This is a genomic window from Paenibacillus sp. FSL R5-0701 (assembly GCF_037973995.1).
Taxonomy (GTDB): domain Bacteria; phylum Bacillota; class Bacilli; order Paenibacillales; family Paenibacillaceae; genus Paenibacillus.
Map to the genome: position 1 here is coordinate 1404055 of NZ_CP150230.1, position 16326 is coordinate 1420380.

At 46.5% G+C, this 16326-nt stretch carries 9 protein-coding genes; 7 read left to right on the forward strand and 2 right to left on the reverse strand.

Translation table 11 applies throughout. The features are described from left to right. Positions 1 to 70 precede the first annotated feature (70 nt). The gene (locus MKZ13_RS06305; RefSeq protein ID WP_339182667.1) at positions 71 to 1783 is read left to right on the forward strand and encodes a methyl-accepting chemotaxis protein; all 1713 of its coding nucleotides are present in this window, start codon (positions 71 to 73) and stop codon (positions 1781 to 1783) included. Positions 1784 to 2052: 269 nt separating this feature from the next. After that, positions 2053 to 3030, forward strand: coding sequence for an RNA methyltransferase (locus MKZ13_RS06310; protein ID WP_339182669.1), 978 nt, complete (start codon positions 2053 to 2055; stop codon positions 3028 to 3030). 177 nt (positions 3031 to 3207) lie between these two features. Here MKZ13_RS06310 and MKZ13_RS06315 read toward each other — a convergent pair whose 3' ends face one another. After that, complete coding sequence (locus MKZ13_RS06315) at positions 3208 to 4164, reverse strand: D-2-hydroxyacid dehydrogenase (RefSeq protein ID WP_339182671.1); 957 nt, start codon at positions 4162 to 4164, stop codon at positions 3208 to 3210. A 207-nt stretch (positions 4165 to 4371) separates the two neighbouring features. On the opposite strand from MKZ13_RS06315, the gene thpR reads away from it, so the two are divergent. Next, positions 4372 to 4974, forward strand: coding sequence for an RNA 2',3'-cyclic phosphodiesterase (gene thpR, locus MKZ13_RS06320; protein WP_221819109.1), 603 nt, complete (start codon positions 4372 to 4374; stop codon positions 4972 to 4974). Between the two features lie 130 nt (positions 4975 to 5104). Then, positions 5105 to 5962, forward strand: coding sequence for a cell wall hydrolase (locus tag MKZ13_RS06325; RefSeq protein WP_091033869.1), 858 nt, complete (start codon positions 5105 to 5107; stop codon positions 5960 to 5962). Positions 5963 to 6237: 275 nt separating this feature from the next. Here the strand turns inward: MKZ13_RS06325 and MKZ13_RS06330 are convergent, their stop codons facing one another. Next, complete coding sequence (locus MKZ13_RS06330; protein ID WP_221819331.1) at positions 6238 to 7452, reverse strand: glycosyltransferase; 1215 nt, start codon at positions 7450 to 7452, stop codon at positions 6238 to 6240. A gap of 382 nt (positions 7453 to 7834) precedes the next feature. Between MKZ13_RS06330 and MKZ13_RS06335 the strand changes: the two genes are divergently transcribed. From MKZ13_RS06335 to gltB, 3 genes are all read left to right on the forward strand, one after another. After that, the gene (locus MKZ13_RS06335; RefSeq protein ID WP_237176596.1) at positions 7835 to 8416 is read left to right on the forward strand and encodes a TetR/AcrR family transcriptional regulator; all 582 of its coding nucleotides are present in this window, start codon (positions 7835 to 7837) and stop codon (positions 8414 to 8416) included. A gap of 207 nt (positions 8417 to 8623) precedes the next feature. Continuing rightward, positions 8624 to 10906, forward strand: coding sequence for a YhgE/Pip domain-containing protein (locus MKZ13_RS06340; protein WP_339182677.1), 2283 nt, complete (start codon positions 8624 to 8626; stop codon positions 10904 to 10906). A gap of 672 nt (positions 10907 to 11578) precedes the next feature. Then, positions 11579 to 16177: a glutamate synthase large subunit gene (gltB, locus tag MKZ13_RS06345; RefSeq protein WP_339182679.1), complete on the forward strand. Its 4599-nt coding sequence runs from the start codon at positions 11579 to 11581 to the stop codon at positions 16175 to 16177. Positions 16178 to 16326: the final 149 nt, after the last annotated feature.

Consider the following 16326-nt stretch of genomic DNA (forward strand, 5'->3'; position numbering starts at 1 on the left):
AATAGAAGGGGAAAACAATGACAAACGCACCTGTATTCGGGATGACCGAAGAGGTCAAGGGGGAAATCATATGTTCAGCAGATTCAAGATCAAGAGTATCGGTCTGCGTATCAGCATCGCGTTCTACTTGTTAATCCTCTGTTTAATTGTTTTGAGTGTCACGATTGTCACCCGGATGAATTCAATCGAAACCAATACCAATGAAATTACGAACAATTGGATGCCATCAATCCAGCAAATTAACCGGTTAAATTATACCACAGAGCATGTCCTGTCACTAAGTTATCGCCACTTTGACGCGGAAGAGACAGACAAGGCATTTTTGTCAGAAGAGCGTACCAAGTATATTCGTGAAACGACGCAGGCGATTAAAATCTATGATCAGCAGGAGAAGTCTGCGGATGAGCTCGAACACTGGACAGCGTTCAAGAACAAATGGGAAGCGTATCTCAAGATTAATACGCAAGCGATCAAGTTGAGTGATGAGGGGCAGACACAGCTGGCGAAGGAAGTAGCTGATAAAGGTGCTGATTCCTTTGACACCATGCAAGTCGACCTCGATTATCTCGTGGAATACAATCAGGAACAGTCCAATCTTGCGGCGGCCCAAACGATCAGATCGGTACAGGATGGTAGATTAATCATCATTATCGGTGTTCTTGTTATGATTGCCATTACAGCGATCAGCATTCCAATTATTCGTTCACAGGTCGTGAAACCACTGCTGCGTGTCATTAGTGCGGTGAAACTGATTGCAGAAGGCCAATTGAATGTTCAGGACATACATACCAAACATGAGGATGAAGTCGGTGTTCTGGCCAAAGCGGTGAATGACATGAAAGGTAACCTGACTTCCATGGTTCTGAGCGTCAGACGAATTGCCGAAGCTGTCAATCTGCAAAGTGGGGAACTGGCAATATCCTCAGAAGAGGTTAAGATAGGCAGTCGGCAAATTGCTGTTACCATGGAAGAGTCAGCCAAGGCCGCAGAGAGCCAGGCAGAGACAGCCGTGGAATCAGCCCGTACGGTTGAAGTGTTGAATGATCACATTCAGAATCATACGGAACAAGGCAGCCAGCTGCGCGTCATGTCGGATCTTGTACTGGAACAAGGGCTGAATGGTCGCAAGGTGATGGAACAGTCGGTGCAGCAGATGCAACAGATTTCCGGTTCGGTCTCGGCTTCCATGAACAAGATGGAACGGTTGAATCGTAAAAATGAAGATATTTCCAAGCTGGTTCAAGTCATTCATGACATTGCACGCCAAACCAATCTGCTGGCATTAAATGCCTCCATTGAGGCAGCACGTGCGGGAGAGAGTGGACGCGGATTCGCCGTAGTGGCATCAGAAGTGAGGAAGTTATCTGAGGCTGTGCAGACTTCGGTTGAAGAGATCACGGCGATTACCGAGGATATTCAGCAGGAGTCACAAGGGGTGGTTGCGGAATTACGTACGAACGTTCAGGAGACCGAACTGGGTCAGGAACATGTGCTTACTTCAGGTCAACTCTTCCGTACAATTAATGAATCGGTGGAAGGCATGGTTGGTGTCATCGGCACGATGACAGATGGTCTCGCAGGCATGCAGGAAGCAAGCGGACGAATGAATGATTTCAGTCAGCAGATTTCCGCTGTTTCGGAACAATCGGCAGCGAGTGTGGAAGAAGTTTCTGCATCGGCGGAAGAGCAAGTAAGTTCTATGGAAACGATTAGCGGCAACATTCAAAGTCTGAAAGAATTATCGGAAGATTTGCTTACATCCATTGAAAAATTAAAAATATAACCTTCTCCTTATAATAGAAGAAGCTGGAATCACGCAGGTGGCGATTAGTGAGAGTCTCAAAATAAAGTAAGGCGTTCCTCAACAATGGGAACACCTTATTTTTTTCTTTCCAAATAGATACGTGCAAGGAAATGGATTGTTGTCTAGGAGCCTAACATTGTATACAATGGCTACCTGAAGCAAACGTTTGAGTCGTATTTGATATGTCTTCAATGAGCTTACTATTTATATAGAAGAAACATGATTAATGAAGGAAGGAGAGGGGAATTTTGCCTGATGAAACACTTGGTATGTACGCCACTTCTGGGAAACACCTCTATACCTTTGCTTGCCACGAGAACGAGCAAGAATTATGCATGCTGGAGCTGAATACGCTGCTTGAACCGAGTTCGGAGATCCCTATGGATATGGGGTCGTATGTGTGGTCTGAACGATGTATTCCACCTGGACGCAGTCCTTTTATCCATGGCAGACTGGACGTGATCGGCGAAGGGGGCAGCGTGACTGATCTGCTTCCTTTTGCCAGAGATATTCATCTGTTGCCAGAAGAGACATTTAAGGTAGTTTGTCTGAAAGAAGGGGATCGAGCCCCTGATTATGCACAGTCTCGCCAACTGGAAAAAGAAATTGGCATGTGCATTAAAGGCAAGGCGCAGATGAAACTACCTAAGGTGACTTTCGGCCTAATCCGAACAGGAGAAAAATGGATCTTGGGCCAGTGGACAGAAGCCGATCGATCATGGCAGATTCATCGGCAGAAGCCGCAAAATTACTCAACTGGATTTGGCATCACGCTTGCGAGAGCGTTGGTTAATATTGCTGTTCCGAGAGTAGAAAACCATCGGTTGCTTGATCCATGCTGTGGTATGGGAACAGTTGTGATTGAAGCTTTATCCATGGGAATTGACGCAAAAGGTAACGATCTCAATCCTCTGGCTGTCCGAGGTGCACGTATCAATCTGCCGCATTATGGATATGATTCGGATCGAATCACACTGGGGGATATGAATGAACTGCAAGATTTGTATGATGCAGCAATTCTGGATATGCCCTATAATCTCTGCTCTGTACTTCCAGATGCTGAGCAACGAGCCATGCTGGAGAGTTTGCGCAGATTGGCAAAACGGGCAGTGATTGTTTCCACAGAGTGGGTAGAAGAGCACTTGTTGGAAGTAGGATGGACTGTAAAAGAGTACCGAACAGTACATAAAGGCACGTTTGTACGTCATATTTGGCTGTGTATGTAAGCGTAAAAAACAAAAAATCTACCTCTAAGAAAATTTCCAGAGGTAGATTTTTTTATTGCTTACATATCCATTGAACTAACCGTTTACACTAGAACGTAGAGGACAGAAATATTTCTTTAGTTCCATTGATATCGTTGATCTGATTTGCACAATATTGCATGGGAACGGGTGTTTGTGTTAATATTTATGACTATAATCCACAAGGTTCAACGGCAGAGTATCGCCAGCGACGAAAGCTTCCAGATTTTTGACGAAAATATCGACTGCTCGATTCGTGTATTGCTCTGTACTTCCTGCGATATGAGGCGTAATTAACACGTTATCCATGCCCCATAGCGGGTGGTCTGCAGGAAGAGGTTCTTCTTCGAACACGTCCAGTGCAGCGAAGGCAACTTGGCCGTTTTGGAGTGCATTCAGCAACGCTTCCGTTTTCACACTGGGGCCACGGCCCACATTAACGAAGCAGGCACCGGATCGGAACTGCTCAAATGCAGTTTGATCATATATATGTTTGGTTTCATCAGTTAGCGGTAAAATGTTAATTACATAATCGCCCTGGTTCAAGGCTTCATGTAAACCGGTCATGTCGTACATTTGGTCCACATTGGAGACATCCTTACCTGAGCGGCGAACTCCGATCGTGCGCATGCCGAGTGCTTTGAGAATACGGGCTGTTTCCGTACCGATCTCGCCTACACCAACGATGACCGCTGTTTTGCCATGCAGTTCTGGCAGTGGTTGGGCAGGAGCTTTCCATTCGGCCTGCTGTTGATGCAGCATAGCTTGTCTCAGCCAGCGACTGTGGGATAACATCATGCCCAGAATAATTTCGGTGATTGGAATCGCGTGAACTCCATTTGCACTGGTGACCTGAACGTTTTTTTGTTGCAAATCTGCGAAGGGGAGATTGTCCACACCAGCAGACCAGACCTGAACCCACTTCAACAGGCTGTCCTGTTTTAATGCATGTTCTGTGACGAGTGGGGACCAGCCGAGAATAATCTCAGCTTCTTTCAACTCAGCGGGGTCCAATTCCTTGGCTTTTCCGAATTTCAGGGTGTATCCCGGTGCAGCATTCTGAATGCGTTGTTGCTGTTCTTCGGATAGAGATGGAAAACATACAATTTTACCCATAATGTGTGGTCCTCCTGAGATAAATAGTTTGATGAGTTTGATAATTAAAGTGTATCAGATTTGATGTTGGATGTGCATTAAGGTGGGAAATGCAGGAATCTAGCCTTATTTGCAAATGGTTATATTTGTGTCAATCTATACTTACCCAACTTGAAACGATATGTATAGTTATGAAATAATAGAGCGAACTTTAGAGAGGTGTATGCAATGAATAACCAATCACATCAGGATCAATCATCCCGACGGGAAAGATTGTTTGTAGCAATTCGTCTTCCTGTTGCTGTTCAGCAGTCTCTTCAGATGGATGCGAGGCTTGTACAGAACAAGCTGGATTTTCGTAAATGGACAGATCATAGAGATTATCATATAACCTTGCAATTTCTGGGGGATACGTTAGTTAGTGACATCGGACACCTGCGAAAAGCATTGCGCTCAGCAACAAGCGGATTTCAGCCATTTGAACTTCAGCTTTCGAACTGGGGTACATTTGGACTTGAAGAAGCCCCTAAAGTACTTTGGAAAGGTGTTAGCGGAGAGATAGAGCACTTGTTTTCATTACAAAAACAAATCGTGCAGGCGACTTCGCCCCTTGGGTATGAAGCTGAATTAAGACCGTATGCTCCCCATATTACCGTTGCCAGAAAATATCTGGGACAAGTTCCAGGTAATGAGAATAAAGGGGTATCTGGCGTGCTTCCGGAACATTCCACAGGTGCTAATTCATGGATGGTGGAGGACATTGTACTTTATGTGACAAGGCTGGGGCAATCGCCAATGTATGAGGTCGTGGATACGTTCACTTTTTCCTGATAATCATTTTTATGCCATAAAATCACATTGACATAACGTTTATCCCTATGTAATATTAGCCAACGTTATTCAAATTCTTTTTTTTGGGTTACTTAGTTAAGGGAATTGTTTCGACAGGAGGAATCTTCGAATGAACATTATAAGCAAAAATCGTTGGGTAGCACCGATGTTATCAGTGCTGCTTGTATGTATAGTGGGGGTAAATGTCGTTCAGGCGACGGGGAAGTGGAATGAAGCTAGTGATAGTAAACAGATGACCGAACTTGCGGCTTCTGTGCAAAATAACCAAACATCTACGCAAGAAGAGAGGCGCATGATGGAAGATGGGACAAGTCTGTCCTCTAATCTGTCTGCCCAAACCGTAGCGTGGACTGAATCTCTGCCAGCGAAGAACTGGCTTACGACTGCTCAGGAAGAGCAGGAACTGCAAGAAGCGAAGGCCAAGAACAAAGCTAGAGCGGTAGCTGCGGCCAAAGCCAAAAAAGAAGCTGCACTGAAATTGGCCAAAGTGAAACGTGCCAAAGAAGTTGCTGCTGTAACAACTCCCCCCCAAAAACTATACTTTACACGGACCAAACTTCTGAACCAGGAAGACTCGAAACTCGCAACCTGGTCATACAGTGTGTCCGATAAAGAACTGCATCTGCTGCAAAAAATCGTCATGGCAGAAGCAGAAGGTGAACCGTACGAAGGCAAAGTGGCAGTTGCCAATGTTGTCTTAAACCGGCTGCGGTCAGCCAATTTTCCCGATACCATTTACAAGGTCATCTATCAGAAATCCCAGTTTAGTCCTGTAGCGAACGGACGTATGAAACGTGTGGTTCCTAACGAGGACAGCATCAAAGCAGTGAATGCTGCGTTGAACGGGAAGAAGGAAGTCGCCGATGATACGTATTATTTCTTATCATTGACGCTTGCCGACGATCTGACAGTTGCCCGCTCGCAGAAAAAAGTAAAAACGATCGGTCATCATACTTTTTACAAGTAATCGACCCGTAAATTCTGCAAACAGGCAGGGTAGTTAACTGTGTGGGCATCACACGGCCCTTGAAAAAGCCTGAATCGTAGTTTTATTTCGTTATTTTAAAATATCGTTATACTCTAAATTACCCTTTTTTCTGCCAAATCATACGGTGGAATTAGTGAAAATAAAAGAAGGTTCCCTTCCAAAAATTCGGAAGGGAACCTTCTTTGTATATCTTGAGTAATTGTCTTGTGCCCTATAACACCTCGTGAGAGCTGTTCTATAGGCCCCTAGAGGCGTCAGAATGGTATTCTGGTACCTGACAAGGACGTGGCAGCAATTCCGGCTGTGAAGCGCTCCACGGAGGTTGTTGTGACTTCGGCTGTAGTCGGGAACAATAAGTTATGAACAGCTTGAGCACAGCACTTCGGATCATAGGCCGACTGATTACCTGAAATATGTGCTACGTTCAGCGGGCTTTCAGTTTGAGTAGATACCTGCTCAACTAGTTGTCTGAAACGATTGGTGATCACGTCGGCAGAATGAATGACCTGGCCGTATCCGGCTTGTACAAAGTATTCACAGTTCTCTTCCTCTTGACCTGCAATCGGAGGAATGAACAACATCGGTAGACCCTTGGCCAGTGCTTCGGTGCATGTCATGCCACCTGGCTTCGTAATCAGCACATCGGATACATCCATCAGTTTGCTTACTTCCCGTGTATATCCCAGAATACGAATATTCGGATGCTGGAAGCAAGGCATTTCCTTCATTTTTGCGATCATTTTTTCATTGCTTCCTAGACAAAAGACCAATTGAACACGATCTGCCCAGGACGTGAGAGCTTTCATATGGTCCTCATCAAACGAAAGTCCCCATCCACCACCCATAAGCAGCGCCGTAGGCATGTTCTGAAGCCCCATCTCTTCCCGTAGCTTCACCTTATCTCCTGCTTCCCAGAAGTCTGGATGCACAGGGATTCCCGTGATCTGAATATGGGAGGGATCGACGCCCCGAATCTCAAGCAATGCTTTGACCTGAGGGGTAGAGACCAGATATTTGTTCACTTCCGGATTAATCCATGTTCCGTGCACGTCATAATCCGTCACGACCGTATAGAGCGGGATATTCAGACCCTGGCGTTTGAGCCGGGAAATGACCGCATTCGGAAAAGGATGGGTACAGATGACCGCATCGGGTTTCAGTTGGGATACGACCTGTGCCGTCTGTGTATAGAAAATTCGGTGCAACGCCAGCTTGGTAAAACCATTTAATGATTTATTGTACTGTGTGCGGTACAACAGGCTGACCAGTTTGGGTTGAACCGATAGTGTCTTTCGATATGCAGAGAAAATTAGTGGAGCTACCGTTGGGTTCAAAAATTTGCCTAGTTCAATGACACGACTGTGAACATGTGGACTGACTTTTTTGATGCCATGTGCCAGCGCATGAGCGGCCTGAGTGTGACCGGTACCGAAACCTTCCGATAATAAGAGCACTCTTGGTTTTCGCATGAGTTCACCTTTATTCATAAGTTTTAATTCAAAATGAAGATATTCATTGTTTATTCTAGCTAGGGAATGCGTTATTACATGAATATACATTGAAGCGTAAAATCATGTTTCTTCTATGAATATTTACACCATATATCATACAATGAGACAACCTAAACTTCATTATATATACGTATTATTTGAGTCATCTTACACTATAGACGACGACAGAAGTAGTTTCCACTGCATTTAGGTTAAAAAATATTAACACAATTTTTAAAATGTTAGGGTTGCAATCTGTTTTCGAAGGTGGTATTGTAGTTTTTGACCGAATGACCGAATCGTATTTCTGGTCATTTATGTAGAGCGATTGAACCATGAATGTGATTAAAGGAGGGATACGATGGCTCCGATTGACAGGAGACAGCAGGTTATTCATGCAGCAGCCCAGTCGTTTGCCATGTTTGGATACAAAGCAACGACGATGGATCAGGTTGCCAAGATTGCGAACGTTGGCAAAGGAACGATCTATACGTTTTTCACCAATAAGGAACAATTGTTTGATCAGATCCTGATAGAAGTGATTCAGGAAATGAAGAACATCGCGCATCGTGAAGTACATCTGGAAAGTGCATTTTTCGATAATCTGTTCCGGGTACTGGATGCATTGTTAGAGTTTCGTCGTGATCACGACCTGCTCGTTAAGTTATCTCAGGAGCTGAAGGACTTTGGAACGCTGCAGGCCAAGGAAGGTTTGGACAAGGTGGAGAAAGTAATCTCCGATTTTCTGGCTAAGGAGCTTGAGAAAGCAAAAGACAATGGAGAGATTCGAGATTGTGATCCGCAAGTCGTCGCATTTATGATGATTCGCCTGTACATTGCACTCACCTCAGACTGGAGCAAACAACATCAACCGCTGAGCAAAGAGGAAATCAAGACTTACTTTCGCCTTTTCTTAATGGAAGGAATTGCTGCTATAACGTAATCCGAATTTATATCTACTATAATATATGGATTATCACGCGTATCAAGCAGGGAGGCTTGTCGGAAGACAGGTTGTTTTTTTGTCCTAAAATGACCGTTTGAGGAAAGTGGTCAGTTCGTGTTTCAGTATGTTTTCTGGAATGCCGCATTGTATTTCATTATGGTTATTCCTGCTCATGGAGCAGAGAGATTAAGGGGAGAAAATGACATGAAATCTTTATCCGTGTTTTTCAAGGATGTGGGATCGGCCGTGAGAAACCCGAAGGTGTTGATCCCTGTTATTGCAATTATGTTTATACCGATCCTGTATAGTGGCATCTATCTTGCGGCCTATTGGGACCCGTATGGTCATGTGGATGAGATGCCGGTTGCTGTTGTCAATCTGGATAAAGGCGCTGAGCTGGAGGGCAAATCCCTCCATGTGGGTAGTGATCTAGTGGATGAACTGAAGAAAAATGCCGATTTCAAATGGGACTTTGTCAGTGCGAGTCAAGCCAAAGAAGGCATGAGTAATGACAAATATTATATGCAAATTACGATTCCGGAGAACTTCTCATCCCAAGCAACAACATTGCTCGATGACAAGCCGGAGCCGGCTGATCTGATCTATGAACCGAATGGCAATTACAGCTTTGTCGGTGCGCAGATCGGTAAGACCGCTATTAAGGACCTGAAAGCAAAAGTTTCCGCCAAAGTAACTGAATCCTATGCAGAGACATTGCTCGACAAGTTCTCCGAAGTATCCGATGGCTTGGCTGAGGCAGGTGATGGGGCTGGTGAACTGAATACCGGCGCAGGCAAACTGGATGATGGTGCTGTTAAGCTCAAGGATAATCTGGCGAAGCTTGCATCAGGAACGCTTGAACTTCAGGAAGGACTTTCTCCATTAAGTGATGGTGTTAACGCGCTGCATACAGGGGCAACCAAGCTTGAAAGTGGAACATCGAATCTTGTATCCGGTCTGCAACAGCTTCAGGCAGCTGCTTCGAGCCAGCTTCAGAGCGGAGCAGATCAGTTGAAGGATGGCAGCGCCAAGTTGGAAACCGGACTCCAGTCTTCACTGGATGGCACAAGTAAGTTGCAGGCTGGCCTGAAATCGTCAGAACAGGGCAGTGCGAAGCTGTCGGATGGTCTGCAAAGTGCCGTTCAGGGCAGCGGTACACTGGCAACAGGCCTACAATCGGCAGTAGATGGCAGTTCCAAGGTTGCTGATGGTGCACAGGGTGTAGCCGCCGGATTGAAACAGCTTGCTGCATCAAATCCGGAACTGGCCGAAAATGCAGATGTACAGAAACTGCTTGCGGCAAGTGAAGCTGTTGCTGATGGCAGTGCACAACTGCATGAGAGCGAGCAGAAGTTGGCGCAGGGTGCAGATCAGCTGCATCAGGGTAACCAGCAACTGGCTGCGGGTGCAGCCGAGCTTCATGGAGGTCAGGAGCAACTTCTGGCTGGTGCGAACCAGTTAGTGGATGGTCAGCAACAATTGCTGGCTGGTGCCGGGCAGCTTAGTCAAGGAGGAGCACAGCTCTCCGATGGCCTGAAGCAGTTCAGCGGCAAGTTGGGTGATGCTGCAAGTGGCGGTACATTGCTTGCAGATGGTGCCAAGCAGCTGGGCTCAGGGACAACAGCTTTGCAAACGGGTGTAGGTAAACTAAGTGGTGGCGTTAATTCACTAACCGATGGTTCGAAGCAATTGGGTGATGGCGCGGGCAAACTGGCTGACGGTCTTACCGAGCTAAAAGATGGCTCAAGTGAACTGGCAACCAAGCTGAATGACGCCGCTCAGAAAACATCCGAAGTTAAGAAAACGGATGATGTAGTGAACATGTTCGCTGAACCGGTGAACTCCTCGGAGAACACAGCAGAGAACGTGAGCAATTATGGTACAGGATTGACACCGTTCTTCCTGTCGATCGGTTTGTTTGTGGGATCGTTGATTTCCACGATTGTATTGAAAATGCGGGAAACGTCCGTACCTGGTGCAACAGGCTGGAATCGTTTTGTCAGCCGGACATTGGTATTTGGGTCCGTGAGCATTTTCCAATCGGTTATTGTGGCAAGTTTCATGTTATATGGTCTTGGACTGGAGACACACAGCGTAGGGCTGTTCTACCTGTTTACCATTATTACGGGGCTGACCTTCATGTTGATTGTTCAAGCACTTGTAACCTGGCTGGATCTGCCTGGACGTTATGTTGTCATTCTGCTGCTGGTCTTCCAGCTTGCGGCTAGTGCAGGAACCTTCCCGGTAGAACTGATTCCATCATGGCTTCAGGCATTTAGCCCTTGGTTGCCAATGACACACAGCATTATGGGCTTCAAAGCCGTGGTATCGAGTGGTAATCTGGATGTGATGTGGCATCAGGCAGGTATTCTTAGCATCTATGCAGGGGTATCCATTCTGCTGACGCTTGCTTACTTCCTCTGGAATGGCAGACGTCCGAAAAAAGAAGTCGAACAGGCTGATTCTGGTCAAGTTGTGACGGCATAAGTCGAACCTGATCTTCAGCAGGGACATATTTTTGAGAAAAACTTTATTTTCTTGTAGTGAAATTATGCAATATAGTAGTCAAATAGTGCAAATAGCCTGTGACCCCAAAAAGGGGTTGCAGGCTATTTTGTATACAAATGCATAGAGAAGTAAAGTTTCGCTGGCTTAAGCAGTGAAAATTTGGTGGAATTATGGATAAACATAGGCTGCACATGGAACGATTTTCTTCTGTCAGCAATTTAATTCAGTTGTACTCTGGCTTAAAAAGTGTATAATTATTCGAAAAAGAGATGAATTTAAACGTCACTACTGTAAAGCTGTACTGCAAAACATTTCTTATCAGAGGTATTAAAAAGTTTAAATTGCGCTGATGTTAGGTCGGTGTTAAAATAATAGAACTATATCAAAAAAACGTCGCTCCATTTCAGTAGCCGTGCCAGCGGCTGCGTGTTGATTTATACAGGCTGTTTGCCGGATCGTCCGGATCAGCTCATCTCATTACAATGGCTTCTGCCCAATAGCAGGCATTATTTTTGACAGTCTCATGCTGTCACCTCTTCTATCTAGCAGGCTCTATCGCAAGCGAAAGGCCAGCTCCTCCCGTTTCATTGTTGCCTGTTGCCTATGTTCTTGATCTTTCCGAAATACTTCATTATAGAAAGGTTGCGTTCCATGAGACACATCGGATTACCTCCAAAACAGGGTCTGTATGACCCACAGTTCGAAAAAGACGCATGCGGAATGGGTTTTGTTGCCAACATCAAAGGAGTACCTTCACACGATATCGTTAGTCAGGCACTGACCATGCTCAGTAACATGGAGCACCGTGGAGGACAGGGAAGTGAGCCGAATTCCGGTGACGGAGCAGGTATCCTGATTCAGATTCCACATCGCTTTTTTGCAGAGGAAGCGAAACGCCTTGGTTTTGCATTGCCTGAACAGGGATTCTATGGCGTAGGTATGTTGTTCCTTTCCCAAGACCCTGCCATTCGCAGTGCGCATGAAGAGAGCCTCAAGAAGATTATTGAAGAAGAAGGTCAGACGTTCCTGGGTTTCCGGGATGTTCCTACTTTTGATGAAATGCTTGGCCGTTCTGCGCTTGCAGCGAAACCTTATGTACGTCAGGTGTTTATTGGAAGATCCGCAGATGTGAAGGATGAGCTTGGATTCGAGCGTAAGTTGTATGTTATTCGCAGACGCGCTGAGCTGGCTATTCGTTATTCGGCAGATGAAGCAGAAGGTGGTTCGTTCTACCTTCCGAGCATGTCTTGTCGCAAAATTGTATATAAAGGCATGCTGACAACTGAACAAGTTGGCGGGTTCTATCTGGATCTGCAGGAAGAACTCGTGGAATCGGCCATTGGACTTGTGCATTCCCGTTTCAGTACTAACACCTTCCCAAGCTGGGAACGTGCCCACCCGTATCGCTTCATGATCCACAACGGTGAGATCAACACGATGCGTGGTAACGTGAACTGGATGCATGCTAGACAGTCCTTGTTTGAGAGCGAGTTGTTTGGTAACGACATCGCGAAAGTAAAACCGGTTATCAATCCGGACGGTTCGGATACAGCCATGTTTGATAACACGCTGGAGTTCCTGTATCTGAGTGGTCGTTCCCTGCCACACGTGGCGATGATGATGGTTCCTGAACCTTGGAGCACAGATGAGGGCATGGACCCTGCCAAAAAAGCATTTTATGAATATCACAGCACAATGATGGAGCCTTGGGATGGACCAGCAGCAATGGCCTTCACAGATGGTTTGCAAATTGGTGCAACACTTGACCGTAATGGATTGCGTCCAGCTCGCTATTATGTAACCAAGGATGACCGTATTATCCTGTCCTCCGAAGTTGGGGTACTTGATATCGCGCCGGAAGAGATCCTGTACAAAGATCGTCTGCGTCCAGGTCGGATGTTGCTTGTGGATACACAAGAAGGCCGCATCATCGCGGATGAGGAAGTAAAAGCAATCATTGCAGCCGAGAATCCGTATCAGGATTGGCTTGATGAGCATTTAATGGATCTGAGCGAGTTGCCGGAAGCACCGGAACTTCCTGATCCAAAACATGATAACGTGACCCAGCTTCAGCTGGCATATGGTTATACATTTGAAGAACTGCGTAAAATCCTGGAGCCCATGGCAACAACAGGTATGGAAGCTACGGGTTCGATGGGTTATGATGCACCGCTGGCTGTGCTGTCGGATCGTCCGCAGCGTCTGTACAACTACTTTAAACAGATGTTCGCCCAGGTAACCAACCCGCCAATCGATGCAATCCGTGAAGAGATTGTAACGTCTACGGCAACAACCATTGGTCCTGAGCGCAACTTGCTGAACCCTGAACCGGAGAGTTGTCGCCAGATCCGTCTGGATACACCGGTATTGTCCAATGAAGACTTTGCGAAGATTCGCCATGTGCGTCGCCCAGGGTTCCGCTCCATGACGATTCCAATCTTCTTCACCGCTGCGGAAGGAGCAGAAGGACTTCGCAAAGCGATGGATTTGCTCTTCGAAGCTGCAGACCGTGTCATCGATAAAGGTCATAACATTCTGATTCTGTCTGACCGCGGTGTGGACGCAGAGAATGCTGCCATTCCTGCATTGCTTGCTGTAGCAGGTCTGCATCACCATCTGATTCGCCAGGGAACCAGAACCAAAGTCAGCATTATGCTTGAATCGGCAGAACCGCGTGATATTCACCACTACGCGTTGCTGCTGGGTTACGGTGTAAGTGCGGTGAACCCTTATCTGGCCTTTGAAACGCTGGATGACATGATTCAGCAAGGGTTGCTGCGTGGCATCTCGCATGAGAAAGCAGTGAAAAACTACATTAAAGCAGCTACCAAAGGCGTTACTAAAGTGTTGTCCAAAATGGGGATTTCTACGATTCAATCGTATCGTGGAGCTCAAATCTTCGAAGCGGTAGGTCTGAAATCAGACTTCGTTGACCGTTACTTTACCTGGACACCTTCCCGTATCGGTGGAATTGGGTTGGAAGAAGTGGCAGCCGAAGCGTTGACACATCATAACCGTGCCTTTACGGAAAAAGACGGTAACGATAAAGTATTGGATTCCGGTGGGGATTATCAATGGCGTAACGACGGAGAAGAGCATCTGTTCAATCCGCAAACCATTCATACCCTGCAACATGCAGTACGCACCGGGGATTACAAGCTGTATAAAAAATATTCCAAACTTGTACAAGGTGAGAATGATCAATTGTTGACCATTCGCTCCATGCTGAAACTGAAACCGGTGGGAGCTTCCATTCCACTCGAAGAAGTTGAATCCGTAGAAGATATCATGCGTCGTTTCAAAACAGGTGCAATGTCCTTTGGTTCGATCAGTAAAGAGGCGCATGAGGATCTTGCCATTGCTATGAACCGTGTTGGAGGTAAATCCAATACCGGTGAAGGTGGAGAAGATCCGGCTCGCTTCATTAAAGATAGCAACGGGGATTCCCGCCGCAGTGCGATTAAACAGGTAGCATCCGGACGTTTTGGTGTTACATCCAACTACTTGGTTAATGCCGACGAGATTCAGATTAAAATGGCTCAGGGAGCTAAACCAGGTGAAGGCGGACAGCTGCCAGGACGTAAAGTGTATCCTTGGGTTGCTGAAGTCCGTGGTTCAACACCAGGTGTAGGTCTGATCTCGCCACCACCGCATCACGATATCTACTCGATCGAGGATCTGGCAGAGTTGATCTATGACTTGAAAAATGCCAATCCGCGTGCTGAGATTAACGTGAAGCTTGTATCGGAAGTGGGCGTGGGTACCATTGCAGCTGGTGTAGCCAAAGGTCGTGCCGATATTATCCTTGTCAGCGGTTATGACGGTGGTACAGGTGCATCACCGCAAGGTTCGATTCGCCACGCAGGTATGCCTTGGGAACTAGGTCTTGCAGAGACACATCAAACGTTGATGCTGAACAATCTGCGTGACCGTGTTGTCCTCGAAACAGACGGCAAAATGCTTAACGGCCGTGACTTGGCGATTGCAGCCTTGCTTGGAGCAGAAGAGTATGGTTTCTCTACAGCACCGCTCGTTGCACTTGGCTGTATCATGATGCGTGTCTGTCAAATGGATACCTGTCCGGTTGGTGTAGCAACACAGAATCCGGAATTGCGTAAAAATTATATGGGTGATCCGGCTCATGTGGTTAACTTCATGCGATTTGTTGCTGAAGATGTGCGTGAGATCATGGCTGATCTTGGTTTCCGTACGATTCAGGAGATGGTCGGACGTACAGATTGCCTCGAAACGGTAGAAGCCGTAGATCACTGGAAGAAAAAAGGTGTGGATCTGTCTGTATTGCTGCACGTGCCTGAAATGCCGGAAGGCTCTGCACGTTACCGCACACAGCATCAGAATCACCAATTGGAAGAAACGCTGGATATGCAACAATTGCTGCCACTGGCACAGTCTGCTATTGAATCCGGTCAACCGGTTGAAGCGGTGCTTCCAATTACAAACGTTAACCGTGCAGTAGGTACCATTTTGGGTAGTGAGATCACACGCAAATATGGACTCGCAGGATTGCCTGAAGATACGGTTAAATTCAAATTTGTAGGCTCTGCCGGACAAAGCTTTGGGGCCTTTGTACCTAAAGGTATGACCTTGACCGTTGAAGGGGATTCCAATGACTACGTAGGTAAAGGATTGTCCGGAGGTAAACTGATCGTGATGCCTTCCCCGAAAGCAACGTTTGAGGCGGAAGATAACATCATTATCGGTAACACGGCTCTCTACGGAGCAACAAGCGGTGAAGCGTACATCCGTGGTATTGCGGGTGAGCGATTTGCTGTACGTAACTCGGGCGCCAAAGTAGTCGTTGAAGGTGTAGGCGACCATGGTTGTGAGTATATGACAGGTGGACGTGTCGTTGTACTGGGCGATACAGGTCGTAACTTTGCAGCAGGGATGTCCGGAGGTATTGCCTATGTGTATGATCCGGAAGGCACATTCCTGAAACGTTGTAATCTGGAAATGGTTCTTTTGGAGCGTATCGAAGATGTGGCCGAAAGTGCAGATCTGCGAGGCATGATTCAACGTCATGTTGCCAATACAGGAAGTGCTGTCGGCCAGCGCGTTCTGGATAACTGGCAAGATGCACTGAATCAGTTCGTTCGGGTTATTCCGAAGGACTTCAAGCGGATGACAGAACAGATCGAACGGATTCAGGCAACAGGTCTGACAGGAGAAGCGGCGCTGCTTGCAGCGTTTGAAGCGAATATGCGTGAACTTGCACGTGCTGGAGGTTAATAACTTCCATGTTCAAAGGTGGAAGTGCATGAACAGGTTGTATTAAGAATAATAGGAGCAATATGGTTGCCATTCCGGCACCATATTGCTCCTATTTTGCTTTCGACAAAATTAGAACCCCTTCAAAAAACGTTATCGCCATGAGACGA